This is a genomic window from Sphingobium sp. BS19 (assembly GCF_027925545.1).
Taxonomy (GTDB): Bacteria; Pseudomonadota; Alphaproteobacteria; order Sphingomonadales; family Sphingomonadaceae; genus Sphingobium.
In genome coordinates this window covers 1-15,930 of sequence record NZ_BSEF01000041.1, presented here as the reverse complement: position 1 = coordinate 15,930, position 15,930 = coordinate 1, and the positions used below count along the sequence as shown (strand labels likewise).

The 15,930-nt window shown below is 57.6% G+C and carries 11 protein-coding genes and 5 pseudogenes; 4 read left to right on the top strand and 12 right to left on the bottom strand.

Features of this window, described 5'->3' with window-relative positions:
* Positions 1 to 531 precede the first annotated feature (531 nt).
* From QMG56_RS22175 to QMG56_RS22160, 4 genes are all read right to left on the bottom strand, one after another.
* Positions 532 to 2,121 carry a long-chain fatty acid--CoA ligase gene (locus QMG56_RS22175; protein WP_281824980.1) on the bottom strand — a complete coding sequence of 530 codons (1,590 nt, stop codon included), beginning with the start codon at positions 2,119 to 2,121 and terminating at the stop codon, positions 532 to 534.
* A gap of 63 nt (positions 2,122 to 2,184) precedes the next feature.
* On the bottom strand, positions 2,185 to 3,018 hold the full coding sequence (locus QMG56_RS22170) for an alpha/beta fold hydrolase (protein ID WP_281824979.1): 834 nt from the start codon (positions 3,016 to 3,018) through the stop codon (positions 2,185 to 2,187).
* A 130-nt stretch (positions 3,019 to 3,148) separates the two neighbouring features.
* Positions 3,149 to 3,637, bottom strand: coding sequence for an aromatic-ring-hydroxylating dioxygenase subunit beta (locus QMG56_RS22165; RefSeq protein WP_281824977.1), 489 nt, complete (start codon positions 3,635 to 3,637; stop codon positions 3,149 to 3,151).
* The gene (locus QMG56_RS22160; RefSeq protein WP_281824975.1) at positions 3,634 to 4,911 is read right to left on the bottom strand and encodes a Rieske 2Fe-2S domain-containing protein; all 1,278 of its coding nucleotides are present in this window, start codon (positions 4,909 to 4,911) and stop codon (positions 3,634 to 3,636) included. The genes QMG56_RS22165 and QMG56_RS22160 overlap by 4 nt, the downstream gene beginning before the upstream one ends.
* Before the next feature lie 277 nt (positions 4,912 to 5,188).
* On the opposite strand from QMG56_RS22160, the gene QMG56_RS22155 reads away from it, so the two are divergent.
* The gene (locus QMG56_RS22155; RefSeq protein WP_281824974.1) at positions 5,189 to 6,076 is read left to right on the top strand and encodes a VOC family protein; all 888 of its coding nucleotides are present in this window, start codon (positions 5,189 to 5,191) and stop codon (positions 6,074 to 6,076) included.
* Between the two features lie 152 nt (positions 6,077 to 6,228).
* On the opposite strand, the gene istB is transcribed toward QMG56_RS22155, so the two are convergent.
* From istB to QMG56_RS22120, 7 genes and pseudogenes are all read right to left on the bottom strand, one after another.
* Positions 6,229 to 7,017 (bottom strand): IS21-like element helper ATPase IstB, encoded by a 789-nt coding sequence (istB, locus tag QMG56_RS22150; RefSeq protein ID WP_281824973.1) that lies wholly within the window; start codon positions 7,015 to 7,017, stop codon positions 6,229 to 6,231.
* Positions 7,007 to 8,530, bottom strand: a complete 1,524-nt coding sequence (gene istA, locus QMG56_RS22145; protein WP_281824971.1) for an IS21 family transposase — start codon at positions 8,528 to 8,530, stop codon at positions 7,007 to 7,009. The genes istB and istA overlap by 11 nt, the downstream gene beginning before the upstream one ends.
* 114 nt (positions 8,531 to 8,644) lie before the next feature.
* Positions 8,645 to 8,779, bottom strand: a pseudogene (locus QMG56_RS22140) (transposase); the annotation flags it as partial.
* A gap of 177 nt (positions 8,780 to 8,956) precedes the next feature.
* On the bottom strand, positions 8,957 to 9,790 hold the full coding sequence (locus QMG56_RS22135; RefSeq protein ID WP_281824969.1) for an SDR family NAD(P)-dependent oxidoreductase: 834 nt from the start codon (positions 9,788 to 9,790) through the stop codon (positions 8,957 to 8,959).
* A 53-nt stretch (positions 9,791 to 9,843) separates the two neighbouring features.
* Complete coding sequence (locus QMG56_RS22130; RefSeq protein WP_281824967.1) at positions 9,844 to 11,997, bottom strand: TonB-dependent receptor; 2,154 nt, start codon at positions 11,995 to 11,997, stop codon at positions 9,844 to 9,846.
* 91 nt (positions 11,998 to 12,088) lie between these two features.
* On the bottom strand, positions 12,089 to 12,811 hold the full coding sequence (locus QMG56_RS22125; protein ID WP_281824965.1) for a GntR family transcriptional regulator: 723 nt from the start codon (positions 12,809 to 12,811) through the stop codon (positions 12,089 to 12,091).
* A gap of 301 nt (positions 12,812 to 13,112) precedes the next feature.
* Positions 13,113 to 13,897 (bottom strand): annotated as a pseudogene (locus QMG56_RS22120) (IS5 family transposase).
* Positions 13,898 to 14,134: 237 nt separating this feature from the next.
* Between QMG56_RS22120 and QMG56_RS23600 the strand changes: the two are divergent.
* The 3 genes and pseudogenes from QMG56_RS23600 to QMG56_RS22110 form a co-directional block, all read left to right on the top strand.
* Complete coding sequence (locus QMG56_RS23600) at positions 14,135 to 14,509, top strand: hypothetical protein (RefSeq protein WP_375713752.1); 375 nt, start codon at positions 14,135 to 14,137, stop codon at positions 14,507 to 14,509.
* Positions 14,464 to 14,712: pseudogene (locus QMG56_RS23595) on the top strand (transposase); the annotation flags it as partial. The gene QMG56_RS23600 and the pseudogene QMG56_RS23595, both read left to right, overlap by 46 nt.
* Positions 14,713 to 14,954: 242 nt before the next feature.
* A pseudogene (locus QMG56_RS22110) lies at positions 14,955 to 15,162 on the top strand (transposase); the annotation flags it as partial.
* 34 nt (positions 15,163 to 15,196) lie between these two features.
* Here QMG56_RS22110 and QMG56_RS22105 read toward each other — a convergent pair.
* Positions 15,197 to 15,801, bottom strand: a pseudogene (locus tag QMG56_RS22105) (IS5 family transposase); the annotation flags it as partial.
* Positions 15,802 to 15,930 lie beyond the last annotated feature (129 nt).

The window sequence follows — 15,930 nt, the reverse complement described above, 5'->3', positions numbered from 1 at the left end:
ATGCGGAAAGCCGCTGAGCGAACCCATGAGACAACGTGGCGCCGCATCGGCTCATCGCTCGACGCATTCAGCCCCGCAGAATGCCGCAACCATCTCCGCAATTCCCGATATGGATCATACCAATGGCATCCGCCCCTAGTCTCAGCAAACGTCTAGAATTCGCCGGGATTTTCGCGTGCGAAATGGGTAGCGGAAAGTTGGCCGTCATAGCGGGGAAAATCGATTTGCCAGAATGTCTCCCTCCTGGAGCTGCCCCCTGACCGCTCTTGCCGCCGTGCATCACTTCGTCTTTTGCTGATCGCCTTGTGGCAGTTCCCCCGATGACGGCACCCTCTCCAAGGCGCGCCGATGATGCCTGCAGCAGCGTGATTACCGCGATCGGGCTGTACGACGACGGCAACGGCGGCCCGGTGACCGGAGGAACGTCGCCACTGTCCGGCGTGGTACAGTGGGCTCGTTTTCACAAATATGCCAACGGAGAGTCGTCCACACAGGGCCAAGTTCTGCCCAGCGAAAGTCCAAGAGACACGCTCAAAGGAGCAGATTGGCATATCTTTCGCGAATGATCTTCTTGTCGATCTTACCGGTGGCGGTAAGTGGAACGGATCCAAATAGGATGCGATCAGGCATCCACCATCGTATTACCCGCGCCGCGAGCCACTTGGCGATGATATCCTCATCAAGGTCAGCACCGTCATGCACCTCGATCAAAAGGAGCGGGCGCTCTTCCCATTTTGGGTGAGGAATGCCAACCACAGCGGCCACTTTCACGCCTGGACAGGCGACGGCGACATTCTCGAGATCGATGGAGCTGATCCATTCGCCGCCGGACTTGATCACGTCCTTCTTACGATCGGTGATGCGCATGAAGCCGAACTTGTCGATTGTGGCAATGTCGCCAGTATCGAACCAGCCGTCAGCATCAGACGCTGGCTCGTCCGTTCGGAAATAGCGTGAGAGCACCCACGGCCCACGCACATGGAGCGCACCCGACTGTTCACCATCATGCGGCAATTCGCCGCCGTCCTCATCCACGATACGCATCTCGATACCAAACATCATCCTGCCCTGGCGGGTCCAGATGACCTCGGCTGCCTCTTCCTCGCCGAGCGTCTTGAGCGCCGGGGTCGGGGTCGAAACGGCACCCAAAGGGGACGTTTCGGTCATGCCCCATATCTGTTGGACCTTGACTCCGTAACGACGCTCGAACGTCTCAGCCATCGCGCGGGGGACCGCCGAGCCCCCAATGATGACACGCTGAAGGCTGCCGGGCGTTCCCCCGGACTGATCAAGATGAGTCAAATACATCGTCCAGATGGTCGGCACGCCGCCGGAAAAGGTAACCTGCTCAGTCTCGATAAGTTGCTGCAAGCTGGCGCCATCGAACCGTTCACAAGGAAAGACGAACTTCGACCCATTGATCGCGCCAGCGAACGGCAGACCCCAGGCGGTCGCATGGTAGAGGGACTGGCACGGCATGATAACGTCGGAAGCACTAAAATTGAGTGCACCCGGAAGCCCGGCGGCCAAGGCGTGCAGCACGACCGAGCGGTGCGAATAGAGCACCCCCTTGGGATCGCCCGTCGTACCGGAGGTGTAGCAAAGGAAAGCGCCGCTATTCTCGTCGAGGCGCGGCCAGCCGAAGATGGTCGGAGCCGCTCCGATGCGCGCTTCGTAGTCGCCGGCAGTGAGCGCGATGAAGTGCTCGATTGTCGTAAACTGCGGCTTGAGCCGTTCTACAATTTCCGCAAGGTTGGCGTCGTAGGCCAGCACGCGGCTGCCGGCATGGTTGATGGTGTAGACGAGATGCTCGTCGGGTAGCCGGGGGTTGGCTGTATGCAGCACCGCCCCCATTCCAGGCACGGCGTAGAACAGCTCGAAATGGCGATGCGTGTTCCATGCCAGGGACGAAACACGATCACCCTGTGCCACTCCCAAATCGGTCAGCATATGTGCCGCCTGCGCCACACGCGCAAACGTGCGAGCATAATTAGAACGCCAGATCGGTTCGTCGATCAACTTTGAAACGATTTCACGCGTTCCATGGGCAACTGCCGCGAAACGCAGGATGTCGATGATAGACAACTGTGCTTGCTGCATGAGACCGGGGTAAGGGCTCATCGATTTTCCTCTGTAGATAACTCAGCGAATTGCTGTTGCTACACCTCACATGGGCGATGCAAATTATTCTGTAAGGAAACCAAGGACGATCTCGATAAACCTGTCGCGCTTCTCGATCTGCGTCCAGTGTCCGCATTTGCCGAACACGTGCAGCTCGGAGTTCTGCAGCAGGGCTGAATAGCGGTATGCCACCTCCACCGGCACAATTACGTCTTCCCGACCGTGAACGATCAATGCCGGCGCGGTGATCGCGCGAACCTCATCTTCCGGCGTAGCAAGACGGTCAAGCTTTTCCTGACGAGGTTCCGGGAAGAGGCGCGAGAAATTTTCATGACTTCCGGGGCGGATACTTGCCTCGTGCCGCGACTCGACGATTACGTCTTTCACTAGCGATGGGTCGTAGGCAAAGGTTTCCATCAACTTGCGCATATTGCTGAGCGAGGGTTCATAGCCCCAAACCTCGCGCAGGCCATCGCTCATCTCGAACCGAAGACCGGCAGCACCCATCAGAACGAACTTCTCGACGCGCTTCGGATGGCGTGCGGCGATAGCGAGACTGAGTGCGCCGCCGAAGCTATTTCCAATAAACCGCGCCTTCGGGATTCCCAGCACATCCATGAACGCGACGATGTGATCCACCCAGAAATCTAGCGTAAAATCGGAGATCTCCGCTGGACAGTCGGTATAACCGAAGCCGACCATGTCGGGCGCATACACATGATAATGCTCGGCAAAGGCTGGGATAACCCCGTTCCAGTTGGCGAAGGCGGTTACACCTGGTCCGGAACCGTGAATCAGCAACAGCACTTCGGCCTTGTTCTCGCCCGCTTCGATATAGTTGGTGCGAATTCCTCCGGCAGCAACCGATTTGCCGATTTCTGGATTACTCAAACTCAAACTCCTCAGTCGTTACGTCGGCATTCAGCCACTTTGGCACTGGCATTCAAAAAACCTACAACGTGTTCCGCGCGGTAAGTCGTAAGCACGCAGCGATCACTTCTTGCTCACCGGCAGCGAGCCCTCGCCTTTAAATACTATAGATATCCAGCACGTTAGGAATAATATCATTCGCTAAGATCACCTTGCGAGACACGATCTTCAGGTCCTGACCATCCGATTCAAAATCGTGGCGCTGCTGACCGAAAAAGTTGTGCTGCCTTCCCAGCTTATAGCTGTAAACGACCCAGTTCGACTGCACGACGACGCGGTCTTCTTCAAACATGCTAGATATCACCGACGTGATATGGCAGGTTCGTGGCAGCGGCTGAGATGCAAGCGACTGGTCCGTCTGTATCCGGAACACGCGATCCTCCAGCCCTGTCCGGTTGGGATAGTAGATCAACGACATCTGTCGATTTGGATCGCTGGTATAATTCTCCTCGTCCAGCCAGCAGGGCAACCAGTAAGTCGCTGACCGCGCATACAAGTCCAACCAGGCATTCCAATCCCGATTGTCGAGAAACCAGCCTTCCAAACGCACCAAATCGGCAGCCCGGGACAATTGGGTCTCGATCATTCTGCTGTCTCCAGCAGATTTGGGCGCTGCGCGCCGTCCATCATCATTTTCCGCCAATAACGATGCTGATTGAGGAAAATGCCCTCATCCTGAAGATGCGTGCCGTAGTATTGCGGCGCGCAGCCAATCTTGTGCGCGCGCTCATCACCTCCCTGTCGCATGTGTGCCCATCCGCGTGAGACATCGCTCCACTCGGCGTGCCGCGCAGCAAAGCCGGCTTGCGTCGCGTTGAACGCCGCCAAATCGTCCGGCGTTGCCAGCCCCGATGCGTTGAAGAAATCCTCATATTGGCGGATGCGCACAGGGAGCAAATCGGCAGCCTCGTCATGCGGCACAAAGCCAAACGCCTTCACTTCGGTCTTGTCAACCGCCAACGGCCGGAACGTACGGATCTGGCTGCTCATCTGATCCATCAACAACAGGTTTGGGAAAACGAAAAGATTACGCCAGGTATGTGTCATCCAATGTGCACGATCTGCACCGAACCGAGCTTCAAACTTTTCGTGCGAGGCGTGGGCCGGACGAACCTGCGGGTTTGGGAGTTCGTTCCACAGAACGACGTGACCGTTTTCGAATGCGTAATACCCGCCTGCCAACTTGTTGAAGCCCGACACGTCGACCGCGCTAACCACGTCATTTCCGGCAGCGATACGCTGGCGGTTGTTGGTAGTCAGAATGTAATTACTGTGGATCGAACCGACATGATAGCCATCGACACCATTCTCGGCCTGCAACTTCCAGTTGCCGTCGAAGGTGTAGACCTGCGGACCCGGGATTACATCGATCTGCCCGTTCTCGTCTTGGTCGACCACGAGGTCGATGAAGGCCTTCGCACCGCCGAGGTAGTCCGGCAGGCTCATGATGTCGTGATTAAGCGAGCCAAATATGAAACCACGATAGTTTTCGACTCGCGCGACAGGCTTCAACCCGAGAGTGGCCTTGCTGAAACCGGGGCCATAGCCTGCTTGCGCCATGTCTCCGCATCCGACCAGTTCGCCATCGTTGCGATAGCTCCAGCTGTGGAAGGGGCAGATAAATAGCTTCCGGTTCCCGCTTGCCCGGGTTTCAAGCGTTGCTCCACGATGCTGGCAGGCGTTAAGAAACGCCTTTAGTCCGCCGTTAACCTGTCTCGACAGAATAACTGGCTGCTGACCAATATAGCAGGTCACAAAGTCATTAGGTTTAGGAACCTGGCTTTCATGGGCAAGATAAACCCATCCTGCCGCAAAAACATGCTCCATCTCAAATTCAAACAAGGCCGGATCAGTGAACATCGTCCGATGGATACGGAAAACCCCATCCGCCTCGCGCTCCTCAATCAGCGCTTCAAGCGCAGCTTTGTCAGGAGTCGTCATGCATCTCTCCACGTTGGTTCTTGTGACATGTCACACGTCCTAGCATCACTGGCCCCTTTCATGCAAGCCCGGTTGTTCAAGCTACGCATTGACACCACGTGCGCCCAGCAACATGAAAGATGTCTGTGAAACCCCGCTTGCCTCTGGCATGTCACGATGCTAGATTAGCCTCGCTAGAAAAGCTGAGAGGTGCCTAATGAGTAAAGTGACTGAGCTTGGCTATGTCGGGCTTAACATCTCCGACGGCGATGCTTGGCGACGGTTCGCAGCGGATGTTGCGGGGCTGGAAGTGTTCGACGAAGGCGAACCTGACAGGTTCTACTTGCGAATGGATTATTGGCATCATCGCTTTGTGATGCACATTGGCGGCGAAGACGATCTGGCCTACATGGGCTGGCGGGTTGCTGACCAGGATGCGCTGGACGAAGTTGCCGGCCGGCTGAATACTGCCAATATTCCGTACCGGGCGGGCACCGTCCAGGAAGCTGCTGAGCGTCGGGTACTCGGCTTGATAAAGCTCGCAGACCCCAGCGGGAATCCAGTCGAATTATTTTACGGCCCCTTGATTGCGATGGACATGCCTTTTCATCCCGGGCGCCGCATGCACGGCAAGTTCAAGACCGGTGAAGAAGGGCTAGGTCATGTTCTTGTTCATGCGGATGATCCAGTCGCATCCCATCGCTTTTACAAGCTTCTGGGCCTTGAGGGCTTCATCCAATATCACCTCAACACGCCTATCGGTCGCGCGGAGCCGACGTTCATGCACTGTAACGATCGACAGCATTCGATCGCATTTGGCGTGAACGGCACTAAGCGTCTAAACCACATAATGCTCGAGTACACTGAATTAAACGATCTCGGAAAAGCCCATGACGTGGTCCGTTCGCAGGGTATTGATGTGGCCTTACAGCTTGGCAAACATTCGAACGACGAAGCGCTGACCTTTTACTTTGCGACGCCATCTGGCTGGTTGCTCGAACTCGGGTGGGGAAGCGCGAAATCGTTCAGTCAGCAGCAATACCATACAAATGACGTGTTCGGGCACGGATCCGAAGTATCAGGTATGCTCGACGTCGATCTCTGACGTGAAGGCCCGGTAGCTCCTAGCCTCCCGGCTTCATTCAGCTTAAGCGCTGTTCGCGGCCACCTTGCTGTTGATTGTCGTTGAGAAGTGACCCGGGGTTTTCATCGAGAAGTGACCCACCTTGCGATTATGTTTCGGATGTCAGTGGTGGGTCAAGATGGGGTTTTCTCCTTTCTGGTTTTGGGTCGCTGAGCCGAGCTGTTCTTGAACCGGAAGCTGTCGTTGCCGGTCTCGAGGATGTGGCAGTGATGGGTGAGGCGATCGAGGAGTGCGGTGGTCATCTTGGCATCACCGAATACGCTGGCCCATTCGCTGAAGCTCAGGTTGGTGGTGATGATGACGCTGGTGCGCTCGTAGAGCTTGCTCAGCAGATGGAACAGCAGCGCGCCGCCTGAGGCGCTGAACGGCAGGTAACCAAGCTCGTCGAGGATCACGAGATCGGAGTGGGCAAGCCTTCCGGCGATCTGGCCTGCCTTGCCCTGCGCCTTCTCCTGTTCGAGGGCGTTGACCAGTTCGACCGTGGAGAAGAACCGCACGCGTTTGCGACGATGCTCGATGGCCTGGACGCCCAGCGCTGTGGCGATATGGGTCTTGCCGGTGCCGGTGCCGGGGCCACCGACCAGCACGATATTGTCGGCGACATCCATAAACTCGCAGCGGTGGAGCTGGCGGACCAGCGCCTCGTTGATCTCGCTGCTGGCAAAGTCGAAGCCCGCCAGATCGCGATAGGCCGGGAACCGCGCGGCCTTGAGCTGATAGGAGACCGATCGGACCTCCCGTTCCGCCGTCTCCGCCTTCAGCAGCTGGGACAGGATCGGGACCGCTGCGTCGAACGCCGGCGCGCCCTGTTCCATGAGATCGGTGACGGCCTGCGCCATGCCGTGCATCTTGAGGCTTCGCAGCATGACGATGATGGCGCCGCTGGCGGTATCATGACGCATGGCGGTTCTCCCCGCGCAGCGCATCATAGCGTTCCACATTGGCAAGCGGCTCGCTGACCAGCTTCAGCGCCTGCGGCGCCGTGATGGGCGGTGTCGCCAGCGGCTTGCCGTCGATCAGCCGGTGCAGCAAGTTGAGGATATGGGTCTTGGTCGGAACACCGGACTCCAGCGCCATAGTAACCGCGCGCAGTACGACCTGCTCGTCATGATGCAGCACAAGGGCAAGGATCTCGACCATCTCCCTGTCGCCGCCGGGAGCGCGCAACAGATGGCGCTGCAACCGCTGGAAGGGGTCGGGCAGTTCAAGGAACGGCGCGCCGTTGCGCAGGGCGCCAGGCTTGCGCTGGACGACCGCCAGATAATGGCGCCAGTCATAAATGGTGCGGCCTGGTGTATCATGGGATCGATCGATGATGCGCTGATGCTCGCACAGCAGCTGACCTTCCGCGACAACGAGGAAGCGGTCGGGATAGACGCGCACGCTGACAGGACGGTTGGCAAACGACGCCGGCACGCTGTAGCGGTTGCGCTCCAGATGGACGAGGCAGGTCGGCGAGACCCGCTTGCCATACTCGACATAGCCATCGAACGGTCGGCCTGCTGGCATCAGGCTTGCCACCTCCTCGGCCCAGGCATCAGCAACAGAGCCAGCTTCGATCCCGTGCGCGATCTCCTGCCATAGCGCCTTGCAACGCTCCTCCAGCCAGAGGTTGAGGGCGTCGAGGCTCTCGGTCTGAGGAACCGGCTGCCATAGCCGATGCCGCGCATCCTGTACGTTCTTCCCGACCTGTCCCTTCTCCCACCCCGCTGCCGGATTACAGAACTCCGCCTCATAGAGATAATGGCTGACCATCGTCAGGAAGCGGGCGTTGACGGTTCGATCCTTGCCGCGCCCGACCTTGTCGACCGCGGTGCGCATGTTGTCGTAGATGCCGCGGCGCGGCACGCCGCCCAGCACGCGGAACGCGTGATTATGGGCATCGAACAGCATCTCGTGGGTCTGGAGCAGATAGGCCCGTACGAAGAAGGCCTTGCTGTAGCTGAGCTTGAAGTGCGCCACCTGAAGCTTGGTGCGCACGCCATCGATGATCGCCCAGTCCTCGCTCCAGTCGAACTGGAACGCTTCACCCGGCGCGAACGACAACGGGACGAAGGTGCCCTTGCCGCTCATCTGTTGCTGGCGACGATAATCATCACGCCAGGCTCGGGCAAAGGCCGCAACGCGGCCATAGGATCCATCAAAGCCCAGGCTCGCCAGATCGGCATAGAGCTGCTTGACCGTGCGCTTCTGCTTGCGCGGGCGGCCCATCTCCCGCCTGAGCCAGACCGTCAGCCGTTCGATAAACGGGTCCAGCTTGCTCGGCCGCTCGGGCACCTTGAACTGCGGCTCGACTGTGTCCGACCGTAGATACTTACGGACCGTGTTACGGGATAGACCGGTGCGCTTGGCTATCTCCCGGATCGACAGACGATCGCGGTAATGCCAGCGCCGGATGACGCTCAATAATGCCATGTCCAACACTCCATGGTCCCCCGCTCGTCAAAGCCAGGGACGTGTTCAAACATGGGTCACTTCTCAGTGGAAATTACTGGCCTCCCCGGGTCACTTCTCAGCGGCAATCAACAGCCAGCGCCGTCGTCGCCCGCAAGAGCATGGCGCAGGCAGATACGGCTCGATCAAATGCCATTCCGCGTCGGTAAGATCACTTCCATAGCGAAGCTGTTCGCGGCTATGATGCGCGCGGGCGGTCGGGTTCCACATGATGGCTTCCAAGGTTGGTGTCGCAACCCCTCGGAATCACATTGAAGCCTGATCGTCCACCATTACGACGCCGTTCCGACACAGCCTCTAAGACCCTTACGGCGCTCGCCAACGGCGACTAATCGCGCTCATCGACCTATGCCTAGATCGACGTCGGCTAAGAACACTGCTTACTATTCAGCTAATGTCGGCTGCGTTGAGATCGAACTCTTCGCCCCGTAAGGCGCGTAGTTTCCAAGACCAATAGGGCAGTTTACTCAACATTCCGCCGTCGGCTAGGATTGCCTGCCCAGTAATCATCCGAGCGTGGTCGGATGCGAGATACACCGCGATGTTGGCGATGTCTTCCGGCTCGGCGAGGTAGGGCAGCGGGGTCTCGTCCGCGAACATCTGCAAGATTTCAGGCGGCAATGTCGCCCTGCCGCGCGCTGTCAGAACCGCACCGGGTACTACCGCGTTGCAACGAATATTGTCGCGGCCATATGCGACGGCGACTTCCCGCGTAAGTGCATGAACGCCAGCCTTCGCCGCGCTATAGGCGGTTAGGTCGACCGTCGCCGCCAGCGCTCCGCCGGACGACGTGTTGACGATTGCTCCGCCTCCGCGAAGGCGCATATGCGGGATCGCGTATTTGCAACCGAGCATGGTGCTGGTGAGATGGCCGTCCAGCGTCATTCGCCACATCTGGGCAGTCATATCAACGACCTCGGCATCCGGCGCTCGCGTTCGGGGTATCCCCGCATTGTTGTGCAAGATATCGAGTCCTCCATAGGTCGAGACGGCGTGTTCCATTGCCGCCTCGATGTCCTCGTCGAAAAGCACATCCGTTTGAACAAAAGACGCTTCCAGCCCCTCGCCCTTCAACGCCTCAATCAGTGCGGTGGCGGCTTCCGCATCGACGTCAGCTATTACCACTGCCGCCCCGAGTTCAGCGAACTTTCGCGCGGTCGCTGCGCCGATCCCGGCGGCGCCACCGGTCACAACTGCGACTTTATCCTTGAAGCTGATCATCTATACTCCCTTCAGAACTGACAATCAGCTTCCCGAATCGCCAACAATCGTTTTTAGAACCGGTAGGACGCACCCACGCCGACGCGCCGTGGCGACTCGTACGTCACATCAGTGGTCAACGGCCCGTTTCTGATTTCCCGATAAACCTGCTGATTGGTCAAATTGGTTGCCCACACCGTGAACCGCCAATTGTCATTGGAGGTTGTATAGGAAAGCTCCCCGCTTACCAGCGTGTAAGGCTTTTGAGAAAAGCGATTTGCGAAGTCGAAATAAACTCTAGAGCTGTGGTAGACATTTCCAGCGATGCCGAAGGTGCCATTCGCAATTTCCTTAGTCCACACGGCGCCCAGAGCAAGCGAGCTTTCCGGCGACCTGGTAAGCTGATTACCGGACGCGTCTTCGGAGACCGAGGAGTTTCCACCGAGGGGAAGCGGCACAAAGCCTTGTGCGTTCGGGAAGTCTTTGTATTCACTGTGCGTGTACGCGGCTGACGCACGAATTTTCAAATGCCGCGTCACTGCTGCAGTAAGCTCGATCTCACCCCCGTAAATTTCAGCGGATGCCGCATTTTGGAGAATGAACGTGTTTCCAGACGACGCCCGGGCGACGACCTGCAAATTCTGATAGTCATAGTAATAGGTCGAAAGGTTCATGCGAAGCCATGACAATGGATCCACCTTCAGCCCGACCTCGTATGCATCAATGGTCTCCGGGTCGACCGGCGTAGGTGTGGTGGAGGTGAAGTTGTACACACCGCTTTTATATCCGGTACCATATGTCGCGTAGACGTTCGCACTGTCCGCAAATTCGTACCGAAGCGCGCCGCGATACGTTACCTTGTCAAAACTACGACTGGCCTCTCCGAACAGGTTTACACCGTTCGCGATTTGCTCGAATTTGCGCTGTTCCCAAGTGTACCGAACGCCGAGCGTCAAGAACAGCTGCGGAACGATTCGATAGGTGCCTTCGCCAAATCCTGAATAGGACGTCGTCTTGAGCGTCGGGTTTAGGGAGGTCGACGTTTGCACCGTCCCGGGGCCAGCAGGCCGCGAGAGAATGCGGAGTCCAGACTCTGAATCGAGGCGGAAGCCGTACAGGCCAATCAACCATTGAAAGGGACCCGGTGCGGTTGAGAGCAGACGGATTTCCTGACTAAGGGACTTTGTGTTGATATTGGGCTCATTCGCCGACACCACACCTAGAAAAATGTTCGATGCGTCGGAGTCCGTTACCTGAATCGTCCGCGTATGCATATAACCGGTGGTCGTTTCCAAGTTAACGGATCCAAGGTCGAATCGCGTTCTAAGCGCCAGATTGAAGCGCTTGAAATCAAGGACGGGGACCGTGTCGACCGACGACTGCCACGCTTTGGCTGGCACCACCGCGCCGGCGAACCGGCGACCTGCAGTGTTACCATTAAACGGCTGTGTAGTGTTGGTCGATCCATCTTGATCAGCATACTCTGCTGTCAGGACGAACCGCGCCGCGTCACTTGCCTCCCACAGCAGCTTCCCACGCAGATTGAATATCCGGTTTCCGCCAAGGTTTCCGCCACGCACGAGATCGGTTATGTAGTCATCGGTTTTGCGGTAAACCACCGAAAGATCGGCTGCCAACGTCTCGGTCAGGCCGCCCGTGACGTATGCCTTAGCATCGAGATCGGAGGCATCATTCCTTAGCCGACCGTAACGAGCACTGATATTGCCGCGCAGTTCGAACGAGGGATCCGGCGTGATGACGTTGATCAGACCACCGGTCGCGTTTCGCCCAAATACTGTCCCCTGTGGGCCTCGAAGAACCTCCACACGTTCAACTTCGGCCAAGTCGACAAACGTAGAATAGGGGTCCGGCTGATAGACGCCGTCGATGTAGGTTGCGACATTCGCCTCGTCGGCAGCTGAAACGCTGGACGATCCAACCCCGCGAATGACGGGCAGAAACAAGCCAATATTCTTTCCGCCAAAAAAACCTGGAACGACTTGTGTCAGGCTTCGCACGTCCTGCACGCCCGAACTCTCGATCGCTTCACTGGTCAGCGCCGTGACTGCCACCGGGATAGTCTGAAGACGCTCCTCGCGGCGCGTGGCTGTGACGACAATATCTTCCAGACCATTTTCCGCGCGTTCAGGAGTCGCTTCATTAGAGACAGTTGCTTGCGGATTTCCGGCGCCCTCAGATTGCGCCAATGCCGGACTCGAAAATGCCACAGATGCGCAAAGTATAGATGTCGAAATAGGTTTCACAATACTCCTCCCTTAAATAGCCCGCGTTCGAGCTTTATCTAGATTTATCATTCCCTCAGGGTGCATTCATCATAATTCCGTTGACAAACGGCTTGTGCGCCACGTGCTTCTCCATAAGTATCTCTGCACGAAATGCATCTCGTGCTTTGATAGCCTGTTCAATTTCTGATCTCTCTACGCTCAAGAGACGCGCGCTCGTCGGAAGGAGCTTAGCCTGACCTTGCCAGAGGTAAAATGTGGCAAGTCGACGCATACTAGCAACTCGGCCCTCGAGTGACGGAGATTTAGCCATAGCCCAGACCTGCCGATGATAATCATACAAGTTATTGATGTAGTCCAGTCGCTCAGCTTGGGTGTCGAGCCACATCGCAGTGCCCCGATTAGCTATTTCAGCCAACACACTAGCCTGCTCACCCTCGTGTCGCCGTGCAGCAAAGCCGGCCGCCGCAGCCTCCAGCTTTCCCAACGCCACAAAAAAATCCCCTATTTCTGTTGTCGATGGGGAAACTACCCGGCAACCAACCCGCGGAATCACCTCGACATATCCAGAACTACGAAGATGCGCGATTGCGGCAGCAACCGGCTGTCGACTCGCATCGAACTGGCGTGTCAGCTGGGCAATAGAAAGGGTCTCGCCAAACTGATATTCTCCCAGCATCAAGCGCCGCTCCATCTCCACTGCAACGCGACCCGCTTTACCCGAAGGGTCGGCTATCTCGTCCGTCTGGACCAGCGCAAGATGCGACTGGCGAGGGACAGCGGCGTACAATTTCTCCAAACACCCTCTCCTTATGAAGCCCCGATTAGCACTCTGACATGTCACGTCAACAAAAAATGAACCCCTTAGTCGCGTCTAGTCAGGAAGAATGACGTACAAGAAGTCTTTATTCCGGGTACAATATTCCAGATTAATATTATATCTCAATATGTTGATTAACAGATGGAGCCTAACTCCAGAACATATGCTTTGCAAAAAATGCCATGCCTGACATGGCACGCAGCAAACCTAAAGGTTTGGTGGCAGAACTGGTTAGAGGCGGTGGGCTAGGATCGTGGCACCAGTCCTGCGATCTGTTTCGCTATGCAAAGATCAGTACTAGGATTTGTGGGGATTCATCTGGAATTGATGATGGCATAGGCAGATAGATCATAGCTTCGAAGCTGCGGTCAGTCTTACAGGCGCGCATAGCGATACGCTTGAAATCCTTCAGTTTGCAGAAGAAGTTTTCGATGAGGTGCCGCCAAGTGTAGAGCGCCGCGTCGATTGTGAGCTTCGATGCGCGGCCGGGGTGCTGCGAGATGATAACGCTGGCGCCACGATCGTTGAGTTCGGCGACGAGCGCATTGCTGTCGAATGCCTTGTCGGCAATCAACCCGTCGAAGGCGACGCCGTCGATCAACGGCGGCACCTCGACGCTGTCGTGGCGCTGGCCCGGCATCAGTCTGAACCGCACCAGATTGCCCAGCGCGTCGGTGAGCGCCAGGATCTTGGTCGTCATGCCGCCTTTGGAGCGGCCGATGGCCTGGCTCTGAGTCCCCCTTTTGCGCCCTGGCCGTGCCGGTGAACCTTGACGATAGTGGCATCGATCATGGCATATTCCATATCCGGCTCATCCGACAGCGCATCAAATATACGTCTGAAAACATCGGCTTCCCGCCAATCGCGGAAGCGACGAAACGCCGTGTTCCAGTTGCCGAACCGCTCCGGCAGATCCCGCCACGGACTCCCCGTGCGAACAATCCACAGCACTGCTTCCAGGAAGTGCCGGTTGTTCTTTCCGCTACGTCCGGGGTCGGTCGGCTTGCCCAGACAATGCGGCTCGATCTTCGCCCACTGGGCGTCTGTCAGTACGTCGCGATCCATCCATAGCGTGAATCAACACTTGAAACGCTTTGTGAATCCTCACACGCCCTAGGGTAGTCGAAGCGGTAGCGGCGGGCAGTTCGCGGCGGGCGGCAGCGGAGCGTTATTCGGCGAGCGCGAGTTCAACGATCCGCTGGAGTGGGCTGGCGGCGAACGAGGGCAGCCCCAAGCCGCATAAGCAAGGTCGCTCGGCAGGCAAAGGACCCTTGGTTCAGCATCTGGATTATCTGATCGCTGTTGTTGAAGCCGAACCCGACATCGCCAATGCCTGAGTTGGCGGCGCGGCTTCACGCCGAGCAGGGTGTGGTTGCGGCCTGGGCCTCGCTCTCGAAGCTTTTGTGCCGGGCAGGGTTCACATATAAAAAACAGCTGATGGCCTCGGAATGCGCGCGCGCTGATGTAGCCGAGCGGCGCAGGGTCTGGGTCAATCACCGGCAACCGCATATGCGCCGCCATCCGGGCCGGCTGGTGTTCATTGACGAGACATCGGTCAACACCAAGATGACCCGCCTGCGCGGACGCGCGAAGCGGGGAAAGCGCCTCAAGGCGAGCGCTCCGTTCGGCAGATGGGGAACCCAGACCTCATCGCGGGTCTGCGCCATGACGGGCTGACGGCTCCCTGGGTAATCCCCGGCGCGATGGATCGGCAGGCCTTCAACATTTACATCGAGACCCAACTCGCGCCGGGCGATGTCGTGATCCCCGATAACCTGTCCGTTCACAAAAGCGCACTCGCCGAGGCCGCCGTCCGCGCACGCGGCGCATGGATGCTCTTCCTGCCCCAATACTCGCCGGATCTGAACCCGATCGAGATGGCCTTCGCCAAGCTTAAAGCCCATCTCCGAAAGGCTGCAGCGCGCACCTTTGGCACCCTCATCGAAGCCATCGGCGACATCTGCTGCCTCTTCGATCCCGACGAATGCTCCAACTACTTCGCTAAAGCTGGATATGCGGCAGATTTAAGGCACAATGCTCTAACACATCGTGGAAGGCCCCGCGACGTCGCCTGCCTGGCCTGCGATGCCGATATTTCCACCAGCACCGCGATCGGATCTAGGCTGCGGGCGCAATGCTGCGCTTCCTGCCGCCCTATAGTCCGGACTTCAACCCGATCGAGAAAGCGTTCTCCCGCCTCAAGACCATGCTTCGGAAGGCCGGCGAGTGCACCGTCAACGGCCTGTGGAACTTGATCGGCAAACTCGTCGACATCTTCCATACCAACGAATACACCAACTACTTCAACTCCTGCGGATGATCCAGACTGATCGAAAACCGGCCTAAGATCGGGACTGATTGATTGAGCCAGAAGATAACGGTGGCGGCGATGCAGATGGCGGACATGAAGGTATGGGCGCATCTGTCTTAGCGGGTGTGGATACGCCGCCAGTCCTTGAGGCTGCCGAACATGTTTTCAATTTTGTGGCGCTGACGGTAGAGCACGGTGTCGTGCGGGATCGGCACCTTTCGGTTTCTTTCGAGGAGATGCAGGCGGTGATGTTTCGGTCTGCAAGCGCCTCGCGAAACCAGTCGGCATCGTACCCCTGTCGCCGAGCAGGGCGCTGGCGCGGGGCAAGGCGTCGAGCATCAGGGCAGCGCCCTTGTAGTCGCTCATCTGCCCTCGCTGAGCAGCATGACCAACGGTCTACCTTGTCCGTCACAGACGGCATGGAGCTTTGAGTTCAGGCCACCTTTGGTGCGTCCGATATGTCGGGGAACAGGCCCCTTTTTAAAAGGCTCGCTGCCGTCCGACGCGCCTTCAGATGGGTAGCATCGATCATCAATTGGTCCGGTTTCCCGCCCTTCGCCGCGAGCGCAGCGAAGATTTTGTCGAACACGCCGAGCCTGCTCCAGCGGATGAAGCGGTTGTAGATCGTCTTCGGCGGTCCATAGTCAGCGGGCACATCTGATCTGCCCCCTGCGGAGTGGCCCAGAGACTATGATAGTCTGGACCACGAAAGGGACATCGAATGCCAAGCAAGAAGCACAAGCCGGAAGAGATTATCGGCAAGCTGCGTGAAGTTGAGATCGTGCTG

Bases quoted from the DNA above. Each gene is read 5' to 3' on its own strand.
- QMG56_RS22175 (WP_281824980.1), bottom strand. From the start codon at position 2,121: ATGAGCCCTTACCCCGGTCTCATGCAGCAAGCACAGTTGTCTATCATC.
- QMG56_RS22165 (WP_281824977.1), bottom strand. From the start codon at position 3,637: ATGATCGAGACCCAATTGTCCCGGGCTGCCGATTTGGTGCGTTTGGAA.
- QMG56_RS22160 (WP_281824975.1), bottom strand. From the start codon at position 4,911: ATGTTCACTGATCCGGCCTTGTTTGAATTTGAGATGGAGCATGTTTTT.
- QMG56_RS22155 (WP_281824974.1), top strand. From the start codon at position 5,189: ATGAGTAAAGTGACTGAGCTTGGCTATGTCGGGCTTAACATCTCCGAC.
- istB (WP_281824973.1), bottom strand. From the start codon at position 7,017: ATGCGTCATGATACCGCCAGCGGCGCCATCATCGTCATGCTGCGAAGC.
- istA (WP_281824971.1), bottom strand. From the start codon at position 8,530: ATGGCATTATTGAGCGTCATCCGGCGCTGGCATTACCGCGATCGTCTG.
- QMG56_RS22135 (WP_281824969.1), bottom strand. From the start codon at position 9,790: ATGATCAGCTTCAAGGATAAAGTCGCAGTTGTGACCGGTGGCGCCGCC.